The following is a 25,281-nucleotide window of genomic DNA, read 5'->3' as shown; positions in this document are numbered from 1 at the left end:
GAGCGCTTGTCTGCCCCACACCAGCGCATCGCACGAATCCCGGTGCTCCACGATGAGCCCATTCCGAAAGACGAACTCGGAGTGGATCACGTTGTGGACGGGGGCGCCTGTATCGCCGTAGATGTAATCGTCGACCACGTCCGCGCTTCCGGCGGCATCATCCGCCCGGACCCCATCGAACGACGCCCGGAAGTCCTTCGCACGGCAGACCATGTCCCACATCGCCTGGATCTGGTTGATGCCGTTCAGCTCGAAGGCAATGTCTCGGAAAGTTGCATCGGGAGCGTAGCAGGTGGCCATCCCGGCAGCGTCACGGTCGCGCAGGCTCGAGTAGAGCCGTTCCAGCAGTTGCTCGTTCGGATGCACGGGGGACCTCGAAGGTGGAGGTGAGGCAGCAAGGATGCCACAGAATTTGGCTTGATAGAAGCTAAATCTGGCGCAAGGGGGGCAGGTGCGGTCACACTCGCATCGGACGTATGGTCGCGAGAGATCGGAGACGCAAGGATTTTGATGGACGATCGACGCGGCTTCCCTCTCCACGCCTGCCGGAATCGGTTGCCGCCATCGAACTCCGTAGTGCTGACCTACTCGTCGCGGTACGGGACCTCGATCACCAGGCCGTCGTAGGCGGAGACGACTTCGGGGAAGACGGCGCGGGCCTCGCGCTCCAGGAAGCGCGGGTCGTCGGCGTAGCGTGGGGAGAAGTGCGTCAGCGCGAGGCGCAGGACGCCCGCGTCGGCAGCGACCTCGGCGGCTTCGCGGGCGGTCGAGTGGCCGGTCGCGACGGCACGGTCGGCCTCGTCGTGGGCGAAAGTGGCTTCGTGGATGAGCAGATCGGCGCCGGCGGCGGCTTCGCGGGTGGCGGGCGCCGGCCGAGTATCTCCCGTGTAGACCACGCGCTTGCCAGGGCGCGGCGGACCGACGACGTCAGCGGCGGTGACGGTGCGGCCATCCACATCCACCGTCTCGCCGTGGTGCAGCTTGCCCCAGAGCGGGCCTTCGGGGATGCCCATCTCCCGCGCCTTCGCGGCGTTGAAGCGGCCCAGGCGCTCGTTCTCCACCACGCCGTAGCCCAGGCTGCGCGGCCCGTGCTGCGTGCGGAACGGGACGATGGCATACGCGCCGCGCTCCACCGCCTCGCCGTGGTCCAGGCCGTGGATGCGCACCTCGAACGGCACGCGCTCCACGCCCAGGTCCACCGCCTGCCGGAGTAGCGGCTCGGTTCCGCGCGGCGTCCACAGATCCACGGGCTCCTCGCGCGCCTGGAGGCCCAGCGTGCGAAGAAGGCCGATCACGCCCAGGAAGTGGTCGGCGTGCAGGTGCGTGAAGAAGATGTCGTTGAAGCTGAACCCCGTGCCGTAGCGCATCATCTGCCGCTGCGTGCCCTCGCCGCAGTCGAACACCATCACGTCGCCCTCGCGCTGGATCACGAGCGACGAGACGTTGCGGCCCACGGTTGGGCGGGCTGCTGCGGTGCCGAGGAAGGTGACGCGCATCTGCTTGACGATCCGGTGGTTCGATGGATGGGCGAGCCGCCCGCTGGTCCGGCGAAAGAAAGATGCCGCGCCGCGGCGGCTCCTGTGCAGGAGCGGCGCCGGGGCGCGGCATCCGGCCGGGCACGAGCTACGCGGTGAGGACTTCGACGCGCAGGTGCGGCTCGATCTCGGTCTTGGGCACCAGCGCGGGCCAGTACGCCATGATCTCCTGCACCGCCGGGCGCCCGCCCGCGAAGCCGGTTACCGACGGCGGGCCGGCGAGGACGAGGGGAGCGATCTCCTTGGTGAAGCGCTCGACAGCCGCCTTGTCCTGCCCGCGAACGCCCCAGCGGACGGTGACCTCCGGCAGGTCCGCTGGCGGAGGGCCGGCGAGGGGGCCGTGCGTGGCGTTCCATCCCACGTACTCGGTGAGCACCTCGTCGAACTTCAGGCCCAGGCGGTCCAGCCGCTCGCGGAGCACGCGGTCGGCGAGCTGCGCCTTCTCCACCGCGTCGGGCCAGGAGTACACGAGCGTGCCCGTGGCCTTGTAGCCGTCGGAGTACGCGATGCTGACCTTGAGGAAGTCCGTCGGCTTGTCGCCGCGGAGGCCGTGCACGCGCACGCGGTTCTCGCCTTCCGCTTCCAGGCGGATGCTGGTGAAGTCCGCCACGCAGTCCGGCGTGATGTAGCTGTGCGGGTCGCCCATCTCGTAGACGAGCTGCTCCTTGACCGTCGCCAGCGACACGCGCCCGCCGGTGCCGTCGTGCTTGGTGACCACGAACGAGCCGTCCGGGAACGCCTCGATGATGGGATAGCCGACGTTCGCCAAGTCGGGGACGGTGCGCCAGTCGACCAGGTGGTTGCCGCCGGATGCCTGCGCGCCGCACTCGTTGATGTGGCCGGCCACGACACCCGCGGCGATGCGGTCGAAGTCCTCCAGCGACCAGCCGAACGAGTGGATCATGGGTGCGTACGTCAGCGCCGTGTCGGTCGAACGTCCGGTGATGACCACGTGCGCGTCCTGCCGCAGCGCCTCCACGATGGGCCGCGCGCCGATGTACGCGTTCGCGCTCTGCACCCGCCCGGCGATGGTGGACAGCGGCTCGCCCGTCTCCATGTTCTTCAGCTCGATCCCGCGCGACAGCAGGTCCGGGATGCGCTCCAGGATGTCGTCGCCGGAGATCATGCCCACGCGCGCACGTCCGCCGAGGCCTGCCTTCCGCGCCTCTTCCAGAACGGCGTCGCGGCAGCCGGCGGGGTTCACGCCGCCCGCGTTCGCCACCACGCGGATGCCGCGCTCGACCACGGCCGGCAGGATCTCGCCCATCAGCGGCACGAAGTCGCGCGCGTAGCCCAGGTTCGGGTTGCGCGAGCGCTGCTTCTGCATGATCGACATGGTGACCTCGGCCAGGTAGTCGAGCATCAGGTAGTCGATGGGGCCGCCCTCCACCTGCTGCTTCGGCGCGTCCAGCTGGTCGCCCCAGAAGCCCTGCCCGGACGCGATGCGGATCTTGTCTTTGATCATCGTTCAGCTTTGAGGGGCGACGCGCGCCCGTTCACCCAGTCTGTCGAGAAGAAGCGCGCGGACCTGGCCCTCGCATTCGGCGAGGGCGCGCTTCGGCACGTAGCAGCCCATCGCTTCGAGCCGCAGCAGGAAGAACTCCGCAGTCTCTTCCGCCTCGCGAACGGCGTCCCACCGGATGCGCAGCGGGCGCGGCCTGCCGTCGATCGCCACGCCCGCGTCGGAAAAGCTCCACCGCAGTACGCCCGTCCGCCGGCTCCGCCACCACGCCGCGCCGAGGAACGCTGCCGGAAGGACGAGCGACATGAACGCGAACGGGTTGGTCCGACCGATCCCGACGGATTCGATTGCCGTCGCCAGTGCCGACAGCACCGCGAACCACGCCATGAGCGGGAGCAGGCCCATCGCCGCCATCTCCCCGCCGCGAATTGCCTGGACCGCTCGCGCGTGCTCGTCGCGTTCCACACGGAAGCGCACGGGCGGCAGAGCTGCCGGCTCACTCAACCCGTCCGCCAATCCGCCAGAACCGGAGACGATGCGCGGAAACGGGCTGGCCCTTGAATCGGACCGAGCGTGGCCCAATGGGAAGATGCGCTGCGTCAGCCAAGGATCTCGTCACGCGCGCGCCGAAGGCAGCAGCACGCGCACGGGAACGCTCGCCCCGAGCAGCCCCGGCAACGGAAGCGAGTCGTCCGGAGATGCGGTGCGGACGGAGCTCCAGCGGCCGTTTTCGGCGCGGAGATGAACGACCACTTCGCCCGCCGCCAAGTCCACGATCCAGTAGTGCGCGATCCCGGCGCGGGCGTAGATCTCCGCCTTCCCGGCGCGATCCAAGCCCGACGACGTGTCGGCGACCTCGATCAGCAGCAGCACGTCGGGAGGCGTGGGGTGGCTGTCGCGGTAGAAGTCGTCGCGGGGCCGCAGCACCGCGATGTCCGGCTCCGGCTCGCTGAGGTCGCCCACCCGCAGCGGGTTCTGCACCGAGATGATGGCGTCCTGCCCGTACGCGCGGCCCAGCAGCGACGCGAGCAGCGACACGGTGCCCGCGTGGCGGCTCCCGATGGGGGTCATCTGAACGACCTGGCCCTCCAGCAGCTCCACCCGCTCGCCTTCGCGCAGGATGCCGACCTCGGCCATCCGGTAGTACTCGCGCACCGTGAACCGGTGCGGCGTGGGAGCGTACATCCTGACCTCCCGGTCACAGGTTGGGCGGAAGCACGAACGCGCCCAGGTGCGGGCCCGGGTTGTTGAGCGAGGTGCGCAACGCCAGCGAGAGCGCCGCGCGCGTCTCGTCGGGGGCGATCACGGCGTCCACGAAGCCGCGGGCGCCGGCGTACTTGGCATCGAGCTGGCGCTCGTACTCGGCGCGCACGTCGGCCATCTTGGCCTGCATCTCCTCGTCGGGCTGCTTGCCCTGCTTCTTCAGCGCGTCGAGCTGCGCGCTGAAGAGCGCCATCACGGCCGAGTCGCCCTCCATCACCGCCATGCGGCCCGTGGGCCAGCTGAAGATGAAGTCCGGCTCGAAGCCCTGCCCCGCCATGGCGTAGTACCCCGCGCCCGACGCGTGGTTGAGCGTGAGCACCAGCTTGGGCACCGTGGCCGTCGCCATCGCCTCCACGAAGCGCGCGCCGGCGCGGATGATGCCCGAGTGCTCGGCGTCGGTGCCCACCATGAAGCCCGACACGTCCTGCAGGAAGAGGATGGGCGTGCCGTGGCGGCTCAGCGTCTCGATGAAGAACGCGACCTTGTCCGCGCTGTCCGCGTAGACGATGCCGCCGAACTTGGGCCGGCCGCCGTGCGGGTCCTTGAGCATCCCGCGCGCATTCGCGATCACGCCCACGGGGATGCCGCACACCCGCGCGTGGCCGCAGATCATCTCCGGCGCGTAGTCCGCCTGGAACTCGTCCAGCGCGCCGCCGTCCAGGATGCAGCGCAGCACCTCGCGCATGTCGTACGGCTGCTTGTGCTCCGCGGGGAGGATGCGGTACAGGTCCGCCTCGGGCCTCGCGGGCGGCACCGGCTCGCTGATGGGCAGCGCGGTGGGCACGCGCGGCAGCATCTTCACCAGCTCGCGGATCTTGGCGATGCACGCGCGGTCGTCCTGCACGCGGTAGTGCGCCACGCCGGAGATGGCGTTGTGCGTGTACGCGCCGCCCAGCGTCTCGCCGTCGGCCGTCTCGCCCGTGGCCCCTTTGACGAGGTTCGGCCCGCCGAGACCCATGAACGACGTGCCCTCCACCATCAGGATGGAGTCGGAGAGCGCGGGCAGGTACGCGCCCCCGGCGATGCACGGCCCCATCACGGCGGCGATCTGCGGCACCTTCAGGTAGCGCCGCATGATGGAGTTGTAGTAGAAGATGCGCGACGCGCCGTACTGCCCGGGGAAGACGCCGCCCTGGTACGGCAGGTTCACGCCGGCCGAGTCCACCAGGTACACGATGGGCACCCGGCAGCGCATGGCGATCTCCTGCGCCCGCAGCATCTTGGTGATGGTCTCGGGCCACCACGAGCCCGCCTTGACCGTGGCGTCGTTGGCCACGATCACCACCTCGCGCCCGGCGATGGTGCCGAAGCCCGTGACCACGCCCGCCGCGGGCGCCTGCCCCTCGTAGCGGTCGTGGGCGATGAGCAGCCCCACCTCCTGGAAGCGCGTGCGCGGGTCGACGAGCAGGCCGATGCGCTCGCGGGCCGTGAGCTTGCCCTCGGCGTGCTGCTTCTCGATGCGCTTGGGGCCGCCGCCCTGCCGCAGCTTCGCCTCCAGCTCGGCCAGCTCGCGGGTGAGCGTCTCCATTCGCCCCGTGGGCGGCGCGGCGGGGGCCGCGGTGCCGGCGGTCACTGCTCGGCGGCTTCGCGGTCGCGCCCGTGCTCCGAGAACCAGGAGCGGATGTACTCCACCGCGGCGCCCGTGGTGGTCCCGGGCCCGAACAGCTTGCCCACGCCGCGCTTCTCCAGCGCCGCCATGTCCTCCTCGGGGATGATGCCGCCGCCGGTGAGCAGGATGTGGTCGGCGCCCTCTTCTTCCAGCAGCTCCTGCACGCGCGGGAAGAGCGTCATGTGCGCGCCGGAGAGGATGGACATGGCCACCACGTCCACGTCTTCCTGCACCGCGGCCGCCACCACCATCTCAGGCGTCTGGTGCAGGCCGGTGTAGATGACCTCCATGCCCGCGTCGCGGAGCGCGGCGGCGATCACCTTGGCGCCGCGGTCGTGGCCGTCCAGCCCCGGCTTGGCGACGAGGACGCGGATCTTCCGTTCAGGCATCGTGTGCTATCGGTCGGGTAGAGGAAGGGCGCGCGCTCCGGCGTAAATCGGGCGGGAGCCCGCTAATTCTACAGGCCCGCCGTGGGCCGGGCAAGCGAACCCCGCCCCACCACGGAACATCCGCGCCACCGCCGCAGCATCGAAGTCCGGCTCCCCGGAATCCCTTGTCGAGGGCATCATCCACGCCATCTGCGCCACCGGAGCAATCCTCCGCGGGCGAAACACGAACGGCGGGTGGATCGGACAGCATCGTCGCGCACGGGTGCCGGCTGGCTGCATCGGTTTCGGTAGATGTCAGGCGCCGGATGGACGGCCATGCATCTCCCGAAAGTCGAATCCCCACGCCTCTGCCGAGATCGCGGGGATTCGCTCGAAACCTTTGGCGGATGCGCGAGATCGCGCCGGACCGCGTCAGCGCTTGCGGCGGGCGACGACGATGAGGTCTTCGGAGGTGTGGATGAAGGGCGCGTTCTCCCAGTCGCCGTACCACTCGACGGGCTCCAGGCCGGCGCGGCGGAGCAGCACGTCCCACTCGGTCGCGTTGCGGATGCGCAGCTCGTGGTACTTCTCGCCCGTCTTGCCGGCGCGGCTCCAGCGCAGCCACTCGCGGCTGACGCCGTCCACCGCGTCGAACTCGCGCTCGATCCAGACGGTGGTGCCATCCTCGTTCTCCCACCAGTCGCGCTCGGCGAATGCGCCGACGATGTGGTCGCGGTGCATCGTCTCCATCAGGAACAGCCCGGCCGGCTTCAGCGCATCGTGCGCGGACCGGAGGACGCGCAGGTCTTCCTCGTCCGAAAGGAAGTAGCCGAGCGACGAGAAGAGGGAGAGCACTGCATCGAACCGCCCGGTCCACGGCACCTCGCGCATGTCGCCCTTCACGAAATCCACCGTTACGCCCGCGGCCTTCGCCCGCTTGCGCGCGGACGCGAGCAGCGTGGGCGAGAAGTCCAGGCCGGTCACGCGGAACCCCGCCTCCGCCAGCTCGATGGAGTGGCGGCCCCAGCCGCAGGCCAGGTCCAGCACCTCGGCGCCGGGCGCGAGGGAGAGCATCTCCCGAATGCCGGCGACCTCGCGTTCGGTGCGCTCGTTCGTGAGGAAGTGGCGGTAGAGGTCGACGAACTTCTCGTCGAAGTAGTCTGCCCACCAGTCGGATGGTGCGGTCATCGGGACGATGGCTGGAGGTGGGGGATTCGGAGAGGTCGTCGCGGCGGTGGTCTGGCGGTTGAAACCGCGGCAACAGAAGCGCAGAGTCCGCCTTCGCGGACTAACGGCGGTCGCTGGAGCGGGCTTCTCTTTGCGCGCCCGGTCGATCCGTGGCCGGAAATGCCAGGAGCCGGGAGCGCTTGGCACTCCCGGCTCCGGGTTGCTGCATCTACCGAGTCGGTTAGAAGAAGACCGGCTCCTGGTAGGCGCCGAAGACCTCTTCCATCGCGGCGCGGATCTCGTACAGGGTCGCGTAGGCGCGGACGGCGTCGAGCATGGCGGGGACGACGTTCTCGCCGGAGCGGGCGGAGTCCTTGAGCAGGCCCAGCGTGCGATCCACCTCGGCCTGGTCGCGGCGGGCGCGCATGCCAGCCATGCGCTCGCGCTGCCGCGTCTCGGCCTCCTCGGTGACCTTGAGGAGCGGGATCTGGAGCTCCTCGCCTTCGACCGTGAACTCGTTGACGCCCACGATGGTGCGCTCCCCGCGCTCGATCTCCACCTGCTGGGTGAAGGCGGAACGGGCGATCTCGCGCTGGAAGTAGCCGGCTTCGATGCCCGGCACCACGCCGCCCAGCCGGTCGATCTGCGCGAAGATCTCCTCCGCCTCGGCCTCCATCTGGTCGGTGAGCGCTTCCACGTAGTACGAGCCCGCCAGCGGGTCGATGGTGTTGGCGACGCCCGTCTCGTACGCGAGCACCTGCTGCGTGCGCAGGGCGATCTGCACGGCGCGCTCGGTGGGCAGGGCCAGCGTCTCGTCCATCGAGTTGGTGTGCAGGCTCTGCGTGCCGCCCAGCACCGCCGCCATGGCCTGGTAGGCCACGCGGACGATGTTGTTCTCGGGCTGCTGCGCGGTGAGCGTCACGCCCGCCGTCTGCGCGTGGGTGCGCAGGCGCCAGCTCTCCGGGTTGGTGGAGCCGTACTTGTCGCGGAGCGTGCGGGCCCAGATGCGGCGGGCGGCGCGGAACTTGGCGATCTCCTCGAAGAAGTCGTTGTGGACGTCCCAGAAGAAGGAGAGCCGCGGCGCGAAATCGTCCACGTCCATCCCCCGCGCCACGCCGTGCTCCACGTACTCGAAGCCGTTGCGCAGCGTGTACGCGAGCTCCTGCACGGCGGTGGCGCCCGCCTCGCGGATGTGGTAGCCGGAGATGGAGATGGGGTTGTACTTGGGCGCGTTCTTCGATGCCCACTCGAACATGTCGATCACCAGCCGAAGCGCGGGCTCCGGCGGGTAGACCCAGGCGTGCTGCGCCTGGTACTCCTTGAGGATGTCGTTCTGGACGGTGCCGCGCAGCTTCTGGAAGGGCACGCCCTGCTTCTCCGCCGCCACCATGTAGAAGCAGAAGAGGATGATGGCCGGCCCGTTGATGGTCATCGACACCGACACCTGGTCCAGCGGGATGCCGCTGAACAGCGTCTCCATGTCGTCGAGCGACGAGATGGCCACGCCGCACTTGCCCACCTCGCCCAAGCTGCGCGGGTGATCCGAGTCGTAGCCCATGAGCGTGGGGAAGTCGAACGCCACGCTCAGGCCCGTCTGGCCGCGGCCGAGCAGGAAGTGGTAGCGCGCGTTCGTCTCCTCGGCGGTGCCGAAGCCAGCGAACTGGCGCATGGTCCACAGCCGCGTGCGGTACATGGTGCCGTACGGCCCGCGCGTGAACGGGTACTCGCCCGGGAAGCCGATGCGCTCGTTGTAGTACGCCGCCTCCTTCCCGCCCGTCTCCGGACGGTCGAGGGGCGTGTACAGCGCCTCCACTTCGGAACCGGAGATGCTGGTGAAGGAGACGTCGCGCTGGGGCGTGCGGGCCAGGGCGCCCTGCCACTTCGCCAGCCCGGCGCGCAGGGCCTCCAGCTCGCGCTCCTTGCGCGCGATCCGCTCCAGCAGCTCGGCGGGCGGGACCTCGTGCTCCACTATGCTCATCGTGTCGTTCCCCGTGCTGAGATCAGTGCCCGTCCGCCGCTCACCCCTGCCGCCCCGCCACTTCCTTCACGATCCGCGCCGCAACCGCGTACGGCGACAGCGCGCCGGCTTCCACCTGGGGCAGCGACTCGCGGAGGATGTCTTCCCCGCGCCCGTGCACCCACGCCAGCCGCTGCAGGCGCCGCTCCACCACCGCGCGCACTCGCTCCTCCAGCCGCCGCTGCCGGCGGCGCGAAAGCTCGCCGCTTTCCTGCAAGTACACCAGGTGCCGGTCCAGCGTTCGTACCAGATCCTCCATGCCCTCGCCCGTCTGCGCCACCGTCTTGAGCACGGGGATGGACCAGCCGCCGCTCTCCTCCGCCGCCTGCTGCTTGCGCTCGCGAGCGGCCTTGCCGACCGTCTTGAGGCTCACGCCGTGGTGGCCGGCGTTGGAGGGCGCACCCTCGCCCAAGCGCATGTGGAGCATCAGCTCGATCTCCTGCGCCAGGCGGTCGGCGCCGGGACGGTCGGCCTTGTTGATGACGAAGACGTCGGCGATCTCCATCAGCCCGGCCTTCATGGCCTGGATGGAATCTCCCGACTCGGGGACGAGAACGACCACGCTGGTGTCCGCCGTGCCCGCGATCTCCAGCTCGCTCTGGCCCACGCCCACCGTCTCCATGACGATGCGCTCGAAGCCGTACGCGTCGATCAGGTCCGCGACCTCCTTGCTCGTGGTCGCCAGGCCGCCCAGCGCGCCACGCGTCGCCATCGACCGGATGAAGACGCCGGGGTCGGTGGAGATGTTGTTCATGCGGATGCGGTCGCCCAGCAGCGCCCCGCCGGTGAACGGGCTCGATGGATCGACGGCGACGATGCCGACCTTCTCGTCGCGCTTGCGGTACTCCATAGCCAGCTTGGACGTGAGCGTGCTCTTGCCCGCACCGGGAGGCCCGGTGAGGCCGATGCGCTGGGCCCGGCCCATGTCGGGGTGCAGCGCGTGCAGCACGGTCTCGAAGCCGGGGCGCGCGTCTTCCACCATGCTGATGGCGCGGGCCAGGGCCACGCGCTTGCCCGCCCGGAAGCGCTCCAGCAGCTCCTGCGCGGGCGATGTGTCGAGGTCTGTAGCCATCGGTGAAAAGTGCCGCTCCGCCGCCCCGCTTGTCAATCGGCTCGCTCCATACGGATGGGCGCAGCAGCGTCCACTCCCCCCGCGAGCGGAGAGCGGGTAGCGGACGTTGCGGGCAGCGCTATCATAATCCTCCGTCACGGAGAAGATGTGCAGGCCGCAACAGCATTCCGGAGGAGCAAGATGGCGAGAGTGGGACTGGTAGGAGGGCTGGGGCCGGAGTCCACGATCGATTACTACCGCCGCATCCTGGAAGCGTGGGCGCACGAAGACGCGTCCACCGCACCGTCGATCGTCATCGACAGCCTGGACGTCCATCTCGCGCTTCGCCTCGTGGCAACGGATCGCGAGGCGCTGGCGGATTATCTCCTCGCCTCGGTTCAGCGACTCGCGGGCGCAGGCTGCGGCTTCGTGGCGATGACGGCCAACACGCCGCACATCGTGTTCGACGATCTCGCGGCGTGTTCACCCGTTCCACTGCTGAGCATCGTCGAAGTCTGCGCGGAAGAGGCGCGGCGGCGGGGGATGAGCCGCCTCGGCCTTCTCGGCACGCGGTTCACGATGGAGGCGCCGTTCTATCCGGAAGTCTTCCGGCGCTACGGAATCGAGGTGGTGACGCCGGACGAGGCGGACCGCGCATGGGTCCACGACCGCTACGTCGGCCAGCTCCTCAAAGGCGACTTCCGCAACGATACGCGGCAGGAGCTCACCACACTCGTGAGCCGGATGCGCGACGAGGAGCACATCGACGGAATCATCCTGGGCGGGACGGAGCTGCCGCTGCTGCTTCCCGGGACGGACATCGCGGGTGTCCCGGCGCTGGACACGACGGCGCTGCACGTGGCCGCCATCGTCCGCCGCCTGCGCTACGAAGGTTCATCTACAGTCTGACCATCGACATCGCGAGCTCGCCGTGCGTCAGTGCACCGGCGTGGCGGGCGCCGCGGTGGAGGGACGAAGGAACAACGATCCGCCCACACGGCGGAAGCCCGGTGCGTCGATGCGGACGACCTTGCCTTTCGCCGTGATCGTATCCGGGGCATTGTGGATACCGGCCTCCGTCACCAGAAGCTGGCCGCGGCGGCGTCCTGCCGCGTCCATGAGCGGCTGGAGCGCGAGAGCGTGGTCGATGTGGATCGCGTCATATTCCGGGCGCGGACATCTAGCGGCCATGCGGTTCACGTGGGCCCTCACTGCGGCGAGCTCGACCCGCGCTTCCCATGCATCCGCTCCTCCCGCACGGAACACAACCGCGTCCGGCTCCAGCCGCGCCGTGAGGGTCGGGGCGCCGGCCACTGCGACCGTGTCCGGATCGCCGCGGGTCACGTTGAGCTGCTGCATCACGCCCCCTTCGATCCCCGCGACACCACCGTTCCAGTCGAACGATGCGCTGACGTCGCTCTCCGGCGGCCCGCACGAACGCACCAGGTGAACGAGAGCGGTGACGCTTCCTCCCGTCGGCAGCGTGTCCGGGACGCCCGGGAAGACGCGGCGCAGCGCGGCGGCTCCGTGGTTCCGGTAGAGGTACGACGCGCTGGACGTGATCTGCTCGTATCGCGCGGAGTCTACCCGCAGCCCGTCCTTGCGCGTGAGCTGGTTCGCCCAGGCGGCGCGGTCGCGAAGCCCGATACGGCGAAGCCCGTCTTCCAGGCGCGCGGTCTGGCTGCGGCGGGAGACGGCGGTCGCGCTCCACGGCCCGACGGCGGCGAGCAGGGACGCCGCCAGGAAGATGGCGAGCACCGACGAGAGTACCGGCGGCTGACGGCGGACGAGGCGGATCGTACCGAGAACCGCGAGCATCGCGAGAAGCACCAGCACGACGAGGCGGACGTAGCGGAACTCCGTCCACCCGTACTGCGCCTGCCGCTGGAGCACCGCCCAGAACGCCAGCGGCAGCACCGGGATCAGCGCGGCGGGCAGCAGCCGCACGGCGCGCGAGACGCCCCGATGCTCGGGGTCGCCGTACACCGGCTCCAGCAGCAGCGCCACGCCGAAACCCAGCAACCCGGCCGCGATCACGAGCGGCGAGACGAGGTTCTTCGGGATCTCGCCGGTCACCAGAACGCGCACCGTGTAGGCGTACAGGATCGCGAGGTAGACGACGAGCACGGGCACGTACAGGAACCGCCCGGCGATGCTGAGCGGCTTGGGCACCGCGGTGTCGCCGCGCCACGGCTCGATCAGCCGCGGGATGCCGCCGACCAGGATCCACGGCGCGAGGGCGAAGAAGACGACCGCGAAAAGGTCGGTGTAGAGGTGCTTGGGCGTCTCCAGGTCGAAGAGCGTGGTCACCGCACCGACCGCGCCGCTCAGCGCCAGGTACAGCAGCGCCGCGTAGCCCAGCACGCCCACGGTCCGCACGATCCCCCTGTAGCCGAACGACCACGTACGCCGCCGCACCTCCGCGCGCTCGCCGCCGCCCGCCACAGGCGTGAGCAGCAGCGCGAGCACGGCCGCCGCCGCGAGCAGGAACCAGCGCCACGCCTCCGCATCGTGGTCGGGATCGAGGACGAGCCAGCCGTACAATGCCGCGGCGGCGAGCACGGCGGCGGAGATCGGCCAGCGCAGCCGCTCAGCCAGCACCCCGCGCGCCCGCAGCACGCTCAGGCTCAGCAGCAGCGGGAACGCTAGAGCCGACGCGGCGGCCACGCGCCACCACAAATCGTACTGCCCCCGGCCGGAACCCCGCTGCGTGACCGCGAACGTGACGGCTACGAGCACGCCCACCAGCACCTCGAGCGGCGCGTGCGTGAACGCGGCGCGTGCGTCGTGTGCGTACGCCTGCAATGCGCGCGGAACGAATCTCATGGGTGTGCCGGGTGGGATGGGGGACGGAAGACGAACGACGGCGGATGAGAGGTGCGATTCGGAAGATGAAGCGCTGACCCGCCGTGAGGAAGGCTGCTTACGTTTGGATCGCTGCGGATGCGGGGGCTGGGCGGACCGTGGCGGCGAAGAAGCGTTCCAGCTTGGCGGCGTCCAGCTTCCCGTCCGTGCGGACGCTGCTGCACAGGTCCAGGCCGAACGGCTGCACGCGGGCGATGGCGTCGGCGACGTTGTCCTCGCGCAGGCCGCCGGCGAGGTAGACGGGCACGTCCACCGCCTCGCGGATGCGGCGGCTGAGGGACCAGTCGTGCACGCGCCCGGTGCCACCCAGCTCCTTCACCGCGAGCGACGGGTTGCCGGAATCGAGCAGGATGGCGTTCACGTGCGGCGCGATGGAAAGCGCTTCGTCCACCGACTCATCGCTCCGGACGTGGATCACCTGGACGAGTGCGACGCCGGGCATCGCCCGACGCATCTTCTCGTACTCGGCCTCGTCCACCGCATCGCAGAGCTGGACGGTGTTGGTGCCGCACCGGCGCTGCTGCTCGATCACCGCGTCCGCATCCGTCGCGGAGGTGAGCAGGAACGAGGCGATACCCGGCGGCACGCGGCGCGCGATCTCCGCGATGGCATCTTCGCCGATCACGCCCGGCCCGCTCGGCATCGCGGAGACGAGGCCCAGCGCGGACGCGCCGTGACGAATGGCCGTCCATGCCTCGTCTACGGACGAGATGCAGCAGATCTTGATGCGCGGTCTGTTCGTGGGGCCCACGTTCGCCTCGGCAGAAGTACATGGACGGTCGGCAGGCAATCGACGGTGGGATGCGTGGCAGGCAAGCCGATCATCCGCGGCCGCGCATCTCCCGCTTCGCATCTCCCCATCCGCATCGTCCGAGCTACATCTCCCGATCAACATCTCCCGACCCGCATCGTCCGACGTACATCTCCAGCTCCACATCCGGCCGATCTACATCTCCGCCTCACATCTACCGAACCGCAGACGCCCGCTACTCCCACTCGATGGTCGCGGGAGGCTTGCTGGAGACGTCGTAGCAGACGCGGTTGATGCCCGCGACCTCGTTGATGATGCGCGTGCTGATGCGGCCCAGCACGTCGTGCGGGAACGGATACCAGTCCGCCGTCATGCCGTCGCGGCTGGTGACAGCGCGCAGGGCGCAGACGTTCTCGTACGTGCGCTCGTCGCCCATCACGCCCACGGAGCGCACCGGGAGCAGCACCGCGAACGCCTGCCAGATGTCGTCGTACAGGCCGGCTGCGCGGATCTCTTCCAGGTAGATGGCATCCGCCTGGCGCAGGATCGCCAGCTCGCGCTCGTCCACGGCGCCCAGCACGCGGATGGCCAGGCCTGGGCCGGGAAAGGGGTGGCGGCCCACCATCTCCTCCGGCAGGCCCAGCTCGCGCCCCACCTGGCGCACCTCGTCCTTGAACAGCTCCCGCAGCGGCTCGATCAGCGAGAAGCTCATCTCCTCCTTGAGGCCGCCCACGTTGTGGTGCGTCTTGATGGTGGCCGACGGGCCCTTCACCGACAGCGACTCGATCACGTCCGGATAGAGCGTGCCCTGCACGAGGAACCTGGCGTCGGCGCCGATCTTGGCCGCGGCCTCCTCGAACACGTCGATGAAGGTGTGGCCGATGATCTTGCGCTTCTGCTCGGGATCCTCGACACCTTTGAGACGCTCCAGGAAGAGCGCGGAGGCGTCCACCACCTCCAGCTTCATCCCCATGTGCTTGCGCATGGTGCGCTCTACGGCCTCGCGCTCGCCCTGCCGCAGCAGGCCCGTGTCCACGAAGATGTTGGTGAGCCGGTCGCCGATGGCGCGGTGCACCAGCGTGGCCGCCACGGACGAGTCCACGCCGCCGGAGAGGCCGCAGATGGCCTGCGCGCCGCCCACCGTCTGCCGGATCTTCTCCAGCTCCGTCTCGATGTACGAGCCCGCCGTCCACGTGGGCTCGCAGCCGCAGACGGCGAAGACGAAGTTGGAGATCATCTCCGCGCCGCGCGTGGTGTGCGCCACCTCCACGTGGAACTGAACGCCGTAGATGGGGCGGTCCTCGGCCTGGAACGCGGCGTACGGCAGATCCGGCGTGCTGGCGAGAACGCGGTAGCCCGGCGGCGGCGCGACCACGTGGTCACCGTGGCTCATCCACACGGTGGTCTGCTCGCCGGGGCGGAAGCCCTCGAAGATGCCCGTGGCCTCACGGATGTCCACCTGCGCACGGCCGTACTCGCGGCGGCCGCGCTCCACGGTGCCGCCCTCCAGGTGCGTGATGAGCTGCATCCCATAGCACACGCCCAGCACCGGCACGCCCATGTGCAGCAGCTGCGGATCGGCCGTAGGCACGTCTTCGCCGTAGACGGACGAGGGGCCGCCGGAGAGGATGACGCCCTTGGGCTTCCACTCGCGGATCCACTCCAGCGAGCGGGTGGGCGGCTGGATCTCGCAGTACACGCGCTCTTCGCGGATGCGCCGCGCGATGAGCTGCGTGAACTGCGAGCCGTAGTCTATGATCAGGATGCGGTTGGGATCCACGTCGCCTCGTAGCCGGTCGGGGTGGCGACACCGGCGGTCCGGCGAGGGCTCCCCTCGGCCGCCCGGTGCGCGGCGGCAAAATACCGCTCGCGCGGTCCCGCGGAAAGCGCTTCCGACGGCTGTTACTCGCGCCGGACGAGCACGGACGCCAGCCGGACGATGCAGGACGAGGGGACGGTAGATGTGGATCGGCGGGACGGACGACGTGCGGTGGAACTGTCGATGAACCCAGCGTGTCGGCGGATGCGATGCCTGATGCGGATTCGGGATATTCGGTGCGCCGACCATCACCCAGGCGCAACGCGGCGAAGCCTACGGGCGGGCTGCTTCGGAAGATGGAGAGCGGTTCAGCATTCCGGCGGAGCGGCGGAGTCAGTCGCGCCCAGACATCAGCGGAGGCGCTTCATCATCACTGGAGCGGGCGCCGCTCGAAACCCTCCAAACGCAGCCGCCGGTACTCCGCCACGTCGCGTGGGCCCAGCCTGCGAATCTCCGTCGCCATCCCCTGCCCTCCCATCGCGAAATCCGGAACCGTTGGCCGCCTGGCGGGTTCTGTGGCGCATGGGCGACGCACCGTGCATCCTCGGCGCGGCGTCGCCCGCCCTACATCTCCCGAAGACGGACCCGCCATGAAGAAGCTCGCCCGCACGCTGGCCCTCGCGCTCGTCGCGGCGGCCTGCTCGCCATCTCCCGACAAGCAACGGTCCGAAGATGCGGCGCCGCAGGGCCACGCCCCCGCGCCAGACACGTCGCACGGCGGGCTTCCCGGCACCGTGAGCGCCGCCACCTGGACGGAGCTGAAGCCGGGCGCCGCGGGCCACGGCCTGCGCCTCGCACCGGACGGCACGCTATCCACGGCTGCGGGGGCGTTCGCGCCCAAGCTGCAACTGGCGGACGCCACGGGCGCGCCTATCGCGTACCGCGTGTCTCCGCCCAGCCCGGGCGCGCGCTACGCGTTCGTGAACGGGACGGCGCGCGACGGGGCCGCGTACCTGTACGTCGCGGACCTGCGCGGACGCAAGCTCACGCCCACGCAGGTGCTCAAGTACGGGCCCGCGCCCTGGGTCGCCTACGCGGCCGAGAAGCCGTACGCGCTGCTGGTGAGCAAGCAGGAAGGAACGGTGCAGCTCTTCGGCATCGACCTGGCGACCGGCGCGTCGCACCCGGCCGACTTCGCGCGCCTCCGCTCCGGCCCGAAGACCGCGGCGGTGGACGAGAGCACCCTGGTGTGGGAAGACGGCGACACCTTCGTCGTGAACGCCACGGTCGCGTGCAACGCATCGCTCGAGGACTGCCGCAAGGATGACGGCAAGGCGGCGACGCACAAGCTGCGCGTGGAGGTTCCCGGTCTCACCTGGACGGAAGCGGCCTGACGCACACGCATCTCCCGAAAAACGAAGAAGGGCCGCGGCAAATCTGCCACGGCCCTTCTTCGTTGCCGATCCGCGCGACCGCCGGATCAGTTGGTGGTCTCGCACGTCTCCCAGTACGTCGGCCCGCACAGCGGCGAGTCGCCCACGGTGACCGGCACCGTCACGGCGATGGAGGCGGCGTTCTGCGTGCCCGTGTCGAACGAGGTCACGTCGAGCGAGTCGAAGTTCAGCTTCAGCATGGGTGCTCCGGTGGTGTTTGGGATGACGAAGCCGTCCGCGAGAGTCGCGGCACGGCTAACAGTTGACCTGGTACGTCGGGATGCAGATGGGCGACGGGCAGCACGGGGCCTCCCTGGTGCCGGACTGCAACGCGGGCGAGACGGCGATGGTGAGAACGCCCGTCTCGAACGACGTGACCGCGATGTCTTCGACGCTCAGCTTCTTCATGATCGTTCTCCGGCGCGGTGAGGGGGTGGCCGCGGGCGCGGGTCAGCCGATGACGGTCTGCGGACAGGTCTGGTAGTACGTGTCCACGCAGAGCGGCGACCAGCAGTTGGGCTTATCCTGCGTGACCACGTTGATCGGCACCGAGCTGTCGATGGTGGACACCGTGGTGTCGAACGAGGTGACCTGAAGGTCGTCGGGCGTGAGCTTGGACATGGTGCTCTCCGTGCTTCGGGAGATGGATGGCGTCGGGAAAGGACGCAGGACCGGGCTGGTGGGGAGATGGCTTGGAAGCCGGATCGAAGAATAAACACGCCCCCGATCCCCCGCAACTCCCGCGTCCCCAAACGTACTCACCGAGTCTGCCGGTGGCGCACTATCACGCCTGTTTGCTTGTGATTGTCCGACGATGCGCGTTCGAGATTGCGTCCGATTCTGCCCCGGAGGCGAGATCCAGCGACATCAGCCGCGCTGTCGATCAGGGGCCCGATCTGGGCACGCCCGAGCCCGCTCGTGCGGAGGCCGGTGCCCGCCCCGAGCGGCACCATTTTCGCGGTGGCGGTCAAACAGATGGCGGTGCCTCTCGCAGGCGCGATCCAGGCCAGATGCCGGCGGCTTTCAGGGGGCACCCGCGGCCCCCACCGGCAGGCCCGGACCGCTCCGGAAGTCCGCTTTTCACCCCCTCACCGGCACGTCCGGCACGCTTTCCCTCTGGTCCGCGGGATACCACCGTCATGCGCTGCACCCAGGCTCGCCTCGCCCTCTCGTCCGTCCTGCTCCTCGGCGCGTGCGGCGCGCCCGCCGCGGACCACCGCACCGAATCGCTGGCCTCTGCCGCGGCGGTCGCCTCTTCCTTCGTCTCGGCAAACGGCTCGCACGCGGTGCCCGCCCATGCGCGGGCCGCCAGCGCCGACGCCGCCCCGCGCGACCGGGCGCCGGAGTACATCCGCGGGCTGTACGTGACGGCGTACACGGCCGCGTCCAAGCGCCGCATGCCGCAGCTGCTGGCGCTGGCCGACAGCACGGAGATCAACACCTTCGTGGTGGACGTGAAGGACGAGAACGGCATCCTCTACCTCAGCGGCGTGCCGCTGGTACGGCAGATGGGGCTGCGCACCGGGCACCCCATCTACAGCCTGAAGGCGCTGGCCGACACGCTGCGGGCGCACGACATCTACGCCATCGCCCGCATCGTCGTGTTCAAGGACCCCATCCTCAGCAAGGCGCGGCCGGACTGGAGCATCCGCACTCCCACCGGGGCGCTGTGGCGCGACAAGGTGGGCAACACGTGGGTGAGCCCGTGGGACCAGCACGTGTGGGACTACAACATCGCCATCGCCGAAGAGGCGGCGCGCGCCGGCTTCCCCGAGGTGCAGTTCGACTACGTGCGCTTCCCCGAGGCGTACAAGAGCCTGCCGCGCCAGGTGCACCCCGGCGCCACGGGCAGCCGCACGGACGCCATCTCCGGCTTCCTCACGCGCGCCCGCGACCGGCTGCACCCGCTGGGCGCCGTGGTGGGCGCCGACCTGTTCGGGCTGTCGATGAACGACGCGGGCGACGTGGAGATCGGGCAGCAGTGGGAGACGCTTTCCGGCATCGCGGACCACCTGCTGCCGATGGTCTATCCGTCGCACTACTTCCCCACGCACCTGCCGGGCGTGCCGCACCCCAACCGCATGCCGTACGAGGCGATCCGCACGGCCGTGGGCATGGGCGTGATCCGCAACGACCGCCTGCGCGAGGCGGGCGTGCGGCCCGCGCGGACGATTCCGTGGCTCCAGGCGTTCAACGCGCCGTGGGTGGACCGCAACTACCCGTACGGCCCGCAGCAGGCCACCGCGCAGATGCAGGGCGTGTACGACGTGGGCCTGGAGGACTGGATCTTCTGGAACGCCGCGTCGCGCTACGAGAACGTCCAGGCCGCCTTCGACACGCGGTACGAGTCGCACGCGAAGATCTTCACCCCGCCGCACCGCCTGGTCGCGCAGGTGAACCGTTTCGAAGGCTGGGGTATGCGCGAAGCCCGCCAGAAGGCCGTTGCGAGAGCAGGCGCGGCGGCTGGCCGGACGACTGGCGGGCGGTAGCCGGGCCGCGCTCCGAGCTTTCGACGCACCGATGCGGGTCCGGCCTCCACGCCGGACCCGCTCCGTTTTCATCCTGCCGTCTCTGAACCAAGATAGCTCACGCGGAGACGCGGAGATCGCGGAGAACAGCTCGCTCCCCTGCCCTTCTCCGCGTCCTCCGCGTCTCCGCGTGAGTCCTGTCGTTCGATGTGGATGCGATGCGCGGATCCGGGAACCATGTCACCTTCTGCCGCGACCGGCTACTCAGGAAGTGAAGGCCCCGAACCGCGGGGCCGCGTCACCCGTCCGGAGCTTTACGATGCGCCGCCTTTCCCTTCACCTCCGCGCGATTCCCAGCGCTGCCGCACTCCTGTCGCTCGCCAGCGTGCTTCCCGCCTCCGCGCAGACCTCCGCGCGCGCCGCATCTCCCGTCCCGCCGCCCACCAATGCTTCGGCAGATGTGAAGCCGTTCGTCGTGCAGCGGGTGGGGCACGGGCGGCCGATGATCCTCATCCCCGGCCTCATCTCTTCGGGCGAGGTGTGGAAGGGCGCGGTGGAGCACTACCGCGGCCGGTACGACATGCACGTGCTGACGCTGGCCGGCTTCGCGGGCGTGCCGCCGATGGGCGGCGACCGGTTCCTGGAGACGGAGCGCGACGCCATCATCCGCTACATCCGCGAGCAGCGGCTGGACCACCCCGTGCTGGTGGGCCACAGCCTCGGCGCCTTCCTGGCGTTCTCCGTCGCGTCCGCGGCTCCGGACCTCGTGGGCCCCGTGGTGGCGGTGGACGGCGTGCCGTACCTTGCCGCGCTCGGCGACAGCACCATGACGCCGGAGAAGATGCGCGCCCAGGCGGAGATGATGCGCGCCGGTTTCGCCGCCCTTGGCCCCGATGCGATGGAGCAGCAGACGCGGATGTCGATGAGCGGTCTCGCGAAGGACTCGGCGAGCAGGGAGATGGGCGTGCGCTGGGGCCGCGCGTCGGACGCGGCGACCGCCGGCCGCGCGATGGCGGAGATGCTGACCACGGACCTGCGCCCCGCCGTGGCCGCCATCCGCACGCCCGTGCTGCTGATCGCTTCCGGCGACGGGATCACGGAAGCGCAGCGGGCTTCCGTGCTGGCGAGCTACGCGGCGCAGGTGGCCCGCATCCCGCGGCACACGGTGGTGCAGGCCGTGAACGCGCGCCACTTCGTGATGCTGGACGACCCGGCGTTCCTCTTCGCGGCGATGGACCGCTTCCTGGAGGGCAGATGAGCGACGCGGCCCTCGCGCTGCGGCTGGAGGGCGACGTGAGGGCCGCCGCGCGCGGCGACCACGGCGCCTTCGGGCGGCTGGTGGATGCCACGCGCACCACCGTGGACTCCATCGCCCTCGCCATCCTGCGCGACGTGGAGCTGGCGCGCGAGACGGCGCAGGACGTCTACCTCGCGGTATGGACGGACCTGGGCAAGCTGCGCGAGCCCGCCAGCTTCCTGCCGTGGCTGCGCCAGGTCACGCGCAACCGCGCCCACACCGCGCTGCGCACGCAGGTGCGCCGCCGCAAGCGCATCAGCGACGGGCACGCGGACGAGCTGCTGGCCGCGGCGGCCGACCCGCGCCCGAACGCCATCGAGCGGCTAGTCGCGGAGGAGGAGCGCGCCGCCCTGGCCGCCGCGCTCGACGCGCTGCCTGCGCCCACGCGCGAGGCGGTGGTGCTCTTCTACCGGGAAGGCCAGTCGGCCCGCCAGGTGGGCGAGCTGCTGGGGATGAGCGAGGACGCGGTGAAGCAGCGCCTTTCCCGCGCCCGCATCCGCCTTCGCGGCGAGATGGCGCGGCGGCTGGAGGAGACGGCGCCCACGGCGGCGTTCACGGCCGCGGTGCTCGTCGCGCTATCGCTCGCGTCGCCCGGGGCGGCGAGCGCGACGGCGGTTGCCGCGGGTGGAGCGGCGGCGGTGGGCGGGAAGCTGGCGATAGGCGGGAAGACGGCGGTGAAGGTAGGCGCGTTCGCGCTCACCAGCGCGGTCTCCGGCGCCTTCGTCGGCCTCTTCGGAGGATGGATGGGCGTGCTGGCAGGCGCGCGGAAGATGCTCGCCGCCGCGCACGACGAGGAGGAGCGCCGCGGCATCCGGCGCTTCGCGGCGGTGTGCATGCTCGGGTCGCTCGTCTTCATCGCCACCATCGTGCTGCGGCCGCGCCCGGTGCCGGTGACCATCGCGTTCGCGGTGATGATCGGCATCTTCGCCTTCTGTCACTTCGCCTGGCTGCCGCGCATCGTCCGCCGGCGCATGGAGGCCGAGCTGCGCGCCGATCCTGAAGGCGCCGCCAAGCGTCACGCCCACGGCCGGAAGATGGGAATCCTCGGCTTCGCCGCCGGCCTCTTCCTCGGAAGCGTCCCGATCGTGCTGATGTGGCTTCGGGAGATGTGAATCGGGCGCGAAATCGCGGAAGCTCCGGCGCTTCAGGGCCGCAGCTAGGATTGGTATCGAGAAAGGATAAAGCACGCCGATGGTCCGCCGGTGGTATGAAACCACCGGCTTTGAACTGCGGTCGTCCTGGCGGACGAAGGCTGTCGCAAGGAGGGTTCGCCGCGTGTTCGCAGGTGTTGGGTTCGCGCGAAATCGCAGCAGGATGGTAGGGGCCGACCTGCGTGTCGGCCCGCGGTCGGGCACGCGAAATCGCCGCAGGAATCGAGGGATTCACGCGGCGGAAGGACGGGCGGACACACAGGTCCGCTCCCTACAGGTTGGGATAGTGGCGAGGATTCCGGAGAGGTCTCGCCGGGGTTTTCGCCGTACCCGGAAGATGATGTGCGGCGGGAGACTGCCGGGCGGTTTCGGCAGGCTCACGCCGGGGCGGGGAGACCCCGGACGGAGGGCGGCAGGCAGTATCGCCGCCCGGAGGAGGAGGCTCCCCGCCCCCACGGAGGAGACGGACGGCGGGGGCGGTTTCCGCCGGCCGGCTCCGGAGCGGTCCGCCGCGGGAGCCTATCGGAGAGACGGCTTACAAACCGACTTCCGCCCGCACGAGGTCGTCCAACGTCTCGCGCCTCCGCACCAAGCGGGCTTCGGAGCCTTCGACCATGACCTCGGCGGGGCGGGGGCGCTGGTTGTACTGAGAGGACATGGAGAATCCGTACGCGCCCACGGTGTGGATCGCGAGCAGCTCGCCAGCCTTGGGCAGCTCCATGTCGCGGTCCAGCGCCAGGAAGTCGCCCGTCTCGCAGATGGGCCCCACCACGTCCACCCGCCCGTGCGGCCGGTCGCCGCACAGCTCCACCGGCTCCACCGCGTGCCAGCCGGAGTAGTGGCTGGGGCGGATCAGGTCGTTCATCCCCGCGTCGGTGATCACGAAGCGCTTGCCGCCGCCTTCCTTCACGTACAGCACGCGCGTGAGCAGCACGCCCGCGGCACCGACGAGGTAGCGGCCAGGCTCCACCAGCAGCCGCAGCCCCGTCTCCTCCACCCCCGGCACCACCGCCGCCGCAAAGTCCGCCGCCGAAAGGCCCTCGCCGCCCTCGTACGAGATGCCCAGGCCGCCGCCCAGGTCCAGGAACTCCAGCCCGATGTCGTCGCGCTTGAGGTCGCAGGCCAGGTCCACCACGTGCTCCATCGCCCGGCGGTACGGCTCCACCTCCAGGATCTGCGACCCGATGTGCACGTCGATGCCGCGCACCCAGATGCCGGGCAGCTTGGCGGCGATGGAGTACATGGTCCGCGCCCGCTCGGCCGCGATGCCGAACTTGGTGGCGGCGTGGCCCGTGCGCGTGTATGCGTGCGGCGTGGGCGAGTCGATGTTCGGGTTGATGCGCAGCGCCACCGGCGCCCGCTTCTTCACCGCGCACGCAAGCTCGCTGAGCGCGCACAGCTCGCCCTCGGACTCCACGTTGAAGGCGTAGATGCCCGCGTCGAGCGCCGCCGCCAGCTCGATCACCGTCTTCCCCACCCCGCTGAACACGATGCGCTCCGGCGGGATCCCCGCCAGCCGCGCCTTGTGCAGCTCGCCGCCGCTCACGATGTCGGCCCCCGCGCCCATCTCCGCCAGCATCCGCAGCACGGCCAGGTTCCCGTTCGCCTTCACCGAGTACGCGACCATGTGCGGCACCGGCGCGAGCGCCGCGTCCAGCTCCTGGAACCGCTCGCGGATCGCACTGCCGCTGTACGCGTAGAGCGGCGTGCCCCAGCGGGCGACCAGGTCGGTGACCGGCACCTCCTCGCAGCAGAGCACGCCGTCCCGGCGCGGGAACGGCTCGGCCGCCAGGGACGGGGATGCGGACATCGTTTCCATGCCGGAACCGGTTGCGGGGACACGGTGGATGGGAGTGTGCGGAAAATAACCGTGGCACCGTGGCGCGTGCCAGTGCGCGGGGTTGCGGCCCGCGCCTTGCGGCGCACGGCGCCACCTGCCACCGCCCGCGCTCCGCGGGCAACCCGCATCCGCCGTCCCGGAGGCTGCCATGCACCACGCACCCCGCTCCCGCTGGATCGCCGCCGCCGTCCCGCTGCTGGCGCTCGCCGCCGCGCAACCGGGCCGCGCGCAGGGCAACCAGGTGACCGTGACCGCCCCGCAGGTGGTCGCGCTCGACGCGCGCCTGCGCACCTTCGCCGCCGCGCTGCCCGCGGGCGAGCGCGGCGCGTGGAACGACCTGCTGCGCCGCGCCGCCGCCGCCGCGCCCGACAACCCGTCGAGCATCGCCGTGCGCGGCAACATGTACTCGCCGCACATCATCGTGCAGGGCGGGCTTCCCGCCGGGCGCGCCGTTCGCGCGGGTGCCGCGGGCGGGCTGCGGCCGGACGACCCCGCCGCGCTCGGCCCCAAGCAGGACGACCCTCACGCCATCCCCGCCGCGGGCGGCGGCGTGATGCTGGGGCCCAAGCAGGACGACCCGCGCTCGATGCCCCGCGCGAGCGACGGCTTGATGATCGGCCCCAAGCAGGACGATCCCCGCGCGTCGCAGGCGCTGATGGGCCGGCTGCGCGCCCTCTCCCCTTCGCTCTCGCCCACCGACCGCGCGACGATGGACTGGCTGCTCCAGCGGGCCGCCAGCGCCCCCGTCTCGCCCGGCGGGCTGCCGCGCGGAACGCCGTCGCTGGCCCAGGCGCTGGGCGTGGCCGCCGTCTCGGACGACCCCGCCACCCCGCCCCCCGGCCCGCCGCCCGCCGGCCAGTGGACGCTCCGGTTCTGAAAGAGGCCCCCTCCCCCAGCCCCTCCCCCAAAACTGCCTGGGGGAGGGGAGTCCGGTCCACGGTGACGGTGAGTCTTGCGCCCGAGGTGAGCCTGGGCGGCGGAGCATCGGATCGCGACGTGCTCCACTTGCCCTCGATCGATGCTGCGCCATCCAGCGCCGGACGAGTCCGCGAGCATGACCTAAACTCAACCCCTACACGCAGTTCTCCCCTCTCCCGCTTGCGGGGGCAGGGCTGTTTCGTTCTCTTACCGATACAGAACTGTAACGCTGCGAGTGCAGTCAGAGACGATGGTGCGGAGCGTCCAGCGAAGTGCGCTCACACTCGCACCGGGAGGTTCTCATGACGTTGCTCGAAGCCTTTGAGC

General features: G+C 70.3%; 23 protein-coding genes. 6 read left to right on the top strand and 17 right to left on the bottom strand.

What is annotated here, in order from left to right:
* The 10 genes from VFE05_19540 to meaB form a co-directional block, all read right to left on the bottom strand.
* Window positions 1-366, bottom strand: a 366-nt coding sequence (locus VFE05_19540) for a nuclear transport factor 2 family protein (protein ID HET6232277.1), incomplete at its 3' end; no start/stop codon positions are given.
* 218 nt (window positions 367-584) lie between these two features.
* A complete protein-coding gene (locus VFE05_19535; protein ID HET6232276.1) occupies window positions 585-1,496 on the bottom strand; it encodes a ribonuclease Z in 912 nt (303 codons plus the stop codon).
* 127 nt (window positions 1,497-1,623) lie between these two features.
* Window positions 1,624-3,000, bottom strand: a complete 1,377-nt coding sequence (locus tag VFE05_19530; protein HET6232275.1) for an acyclic terpene utilization AtuA family protein — start codon at window positions 2,998-3,000, stop codon at window positions 1,624-1,626.
* 3 nt (window positions 3,001-3,003) lie between these two features.
* Window positions 3,004-3,462, bottom strand: coding sequence for a YcxB family protein (locus VFE05_19525; GenBank protein HET6232274.1), 459 nt, complete (start codon window positions 3,460-3,462; stop codon window positions 3,004-3,006).
* Between the two features lie 150 nt (window positions 3,463-3,612).
* Window positions 3,613-4,182: a Uma2 family endonuclease gene (locus VFE05_19520; GenBank protein HET6232273.1), complete on the bottom strand. Its 570-nt coding sequence runs from the start codon at window positions 4,180-4,182 to the stop codon at window positions 3,613-3,615.
* Between the two features lie 13 nt (window positions 4,183-4,195).
* Window positions 4,196-5,833: an acyl-CoA carboxylase subunit beta gene (locus tag VFE05_19515; protein ID HET6232272.1), complete on the bottom strand. Its 1,638-nt coding sequence runs from the start codon at window positions 5,831-5,833 to the stop codon at window positions 4,196-4,198.
* Window positions 5,830-6,258: a cobalamin B12-binding domain-containing protein gene (locus tag VFE05_19510; protein HET6232271.1), complete on the bottom strand. Its 429-nt coding sequence runs from the start codon at window positions 6,256-6,258 to the stop codon at window positions 5,830-5,832. The genes VFE05_19515 and VFE05_19510 overlap by 4 nt, the downstream gene beginning before the upstream one ends.
* 411 nt (window positions 6,259-6,669) lie before the next feature.
* Window positions 6,670-7,425 carry a methyltransferase domain-containing protein gene (locus tag VFE05_19505; protein ID HET6232270.1) on the bottom strand — a complete coding sequence of 252 codons (756 nt, stop codon included), beginning with the start codon at window positions 7,423-7,425 and terminating at the stop codon, window positions 6,670-6,672.
* Window positions 7,426-7,645: 220 nt separating this feature from the next.
* Window positions 7,646-9,382 (bottom strand): methylmalonyl-CoA mutase family protein, encoded by a 1,737-nt coding sequence (locus tag VFE05_19500; GenBank protein HET6232269.1) that lies wholly within the window; start codon window positions 9,380-9,382, stop codon window positions 7,646-7,648.
* A 40-nt stretch (window positions 9,383-9,422) separates the two neighbouring features.
* Entirely contained in the window at window positions 9,423-10,493 is a 1,071-nt protein-coding gene (gene meaB, locus VFE05_19495) for a methylmalonyl Co-A mutase-associated GTPase MeaB (protein ID HET6232268.1), read from the bottom strand.
* A 180-nt stretch (window positions 10,494-10,673) separates the two neighbouring features.
* Between meaB and VFE05_19490 the strand changes: the two genes are divergently transcribed.
* Window positions 10,674-11,381 (top strand): amino acid racemase, encoded by a 708-nt coding sequence (locus VFE05_19490; protein HET6232267.1) that lies wholly within the window; start codon window positions 10,674-10,676, stop codon window positions 11,379-11,381.
* 27 nt (window positions 11,382-11,408) lie between these two features.
* Here VFE05_19490 and VFE05_19485 read toward each other — a convergent pair whose 3' ends face one another.
* The 3 genes from VFE05_19485 to guaA form a co-directional block, all read right to left on the bottom strand.
* On the bottom strand, window positions 11,409-13,298 hold the full coding sequence (locus VFE05_19485; GenBank protein HET6232266.1) for a DUF4153 domain-containing protein: 1,890 nt from the start codon (window positions 13,296-13,298) through the stop codon (window positions 11,409-11,411).
* A 97-nt stretch (window positions 13,299-13,395) separates the two neighbouring features.
* Window positions 13,396-14,088 (bottom strand): phosphoribosylanthranilate isomerase, encoded by a 693-nt coding sequence (locus VFE05_19480; protein ID HET6232265.1) that lies wholly within the window; start codon window positions 14,086-14,088, stop codon window positions 13,396-13,398.
* 235 nt (window positions 14,089-14,323) lie between these two features.
* The gene (gene guaA / locus VFE05_19475) at window positions 14,324-15,868 is read right to left on the bottom strand and encodes a glutamine-hydrolyzing GMP synthase (GenBank protein HET6232264.1); all 1,545 of its coding nucleotides are present in this window, start codon (window positions 15,866-15,868) and stop codon (window positions 14,324-14,326) included.
* Between the two features lie 629 nt (window positions 15,869-16,497).
* On the opposite strand from guaA, the gene VFE05_19470 reads away from it, so the two are divergent.
* On the top strand, window positions 16,498-17,241 hold the full coding sequence (locus VFE05_19470; protein ID HET6232263.1) for a hypothetical protein: 744 nt from the start codon (window positions 16,498-16,500) through the stop codon (window positions 17,239-17,241).
* 86 nt (window positions 17,242-17,327) lie between these two features.
* Here the strand turns inward: VFE05_19470 and VFE05_19465 are convergent, their stop codons facing one another.
* Genes VFE05_19465 through VFE05_19455 form a run of 3 tightly spaced genes read right to left on the bottom strand, consistent with a single transcriptional unit; the run spans window position 17,328 to window position 17,901 of the window.
* A complete protein-coding gene (locus VFE05_19465; GenBank protein ID HET6232262.1) occupies window positions 17,328-17,480 on the bottom strand; it encodes a hypothetical protein in 153 nt (50 codons plus the stop codon).
* A gap of 55 nt (window positions 17,481-17,535) precedes the next feature.
* Window positions 17,536-17,688, bottom strand: a complete 153-nt coding sequence (locus VFE05_19460) for a hypothetical protein (GenBank protein HET6232261.1) — start codon at window positions 17,686-17,688, stop codon at window positions 17,536-17,538.
* Window positions 17,689-17,730: 42 nt separating this feature from the next.
* A complete protein-coding gene (locus VFE05_19455; GenBank protein HET6232260.1) occupies window positions 17,731-17,901 on the bottom strand; it encodes a hypothetical protein in 171 nt (56 codons plus the stop codon).
* 518 nt (window positions 17,902-18,419) lie between these two features.
* On the opposite strand from VFE05_19455, the gene VFE05_19450 reads away from it, so the two are divergent.
* The 3 genes from VFE05_19450 to VFE05_19440 all read left to right on the top strand — a co-directional run bounded on the left by VFE05_19450 (window position 18,420) and on the right by VFE05_19440 (window position 22,157).
* Window positions 18,420-19,769, top strand: a complete 1,350-nt coding sequence (locus VFE05_19450) for a putative glycoside hydrolase (GenBank protein HET6232259.1) — start codon at window positions 18,420-18,422, stop codon at window positions 19,767-19,769.
* A gap of 298 nt (window positions 19,770-20,067) precedes the next feature.
* The gene (locus tag VFE05_19445) at window positions 20,068-21,006 is read left to right on the top strand and encodes an alpha/beta hydrolase (GenBank protein ID HET6232258.1); all 939 of its coding nucleotides are present in this window, start codon (window positions 20,068-20,070) and stop codon (window positions 21,004-21,006) included.
* Window positions 21,003-22,157 (top strand): RNA polymerase sigma factor, encoded by a 1,155-nt coding sequence (locus VFE05_19440; GenBank protein HET6232257.1) that lies wholly within the window; start codon window positions 21,003-21,005, stop codon window positions 22,155-22,157. Before VFE05_19445 ends, VFE05_19440 begins: the two co-directional genes overlap by 4 nt.
* A gap of 574 nt (window positions 22,158-22,731) precedes the next feature.
* Here VFE05_19440 and lysA read toward each other — a convergent pair.
* Entirely contained in the window at window positions 22,732-24,006 is a 1,275-nt protein-coding gene (lysA, locus tag VFE05_19435) for a diaminopimelate decarboxylase (protein ID HET6232256.1), read from the bottom strand.
* A gap of 178 nt (window positions 24,007-24,184) precedes the next feature.
* On the opposite strand from lysA, the gene VFE05_19430 reads away from it, so the two are divergent.
* Entirely contained in the window at window positions 24,185-24,913 is a 729-nt protein-coding gene (locus VFE05_19430; GenBank protein HET6232255.1) for a hypothetical protein, read from the top strand.
* Window positions 24,914-25,281 lie beyond the last annotated feature (368 nt).

It is taken from the genome of Longimicrobiaceae bacterium (genome assembly GCA_035696245.1).
Taxonomy (GTDB): domain Bacteria; phylum Gemmatimonadota; class Gemmatimonadetes; order Longimicrobiales; family Longimicrobiaceae; genus DASRQW01.
The sequence above is the reverse complement of the archived record's forward strand: the minus strand, read 5'-3'. Positions and strand labels throughout refer to the sequence as shown.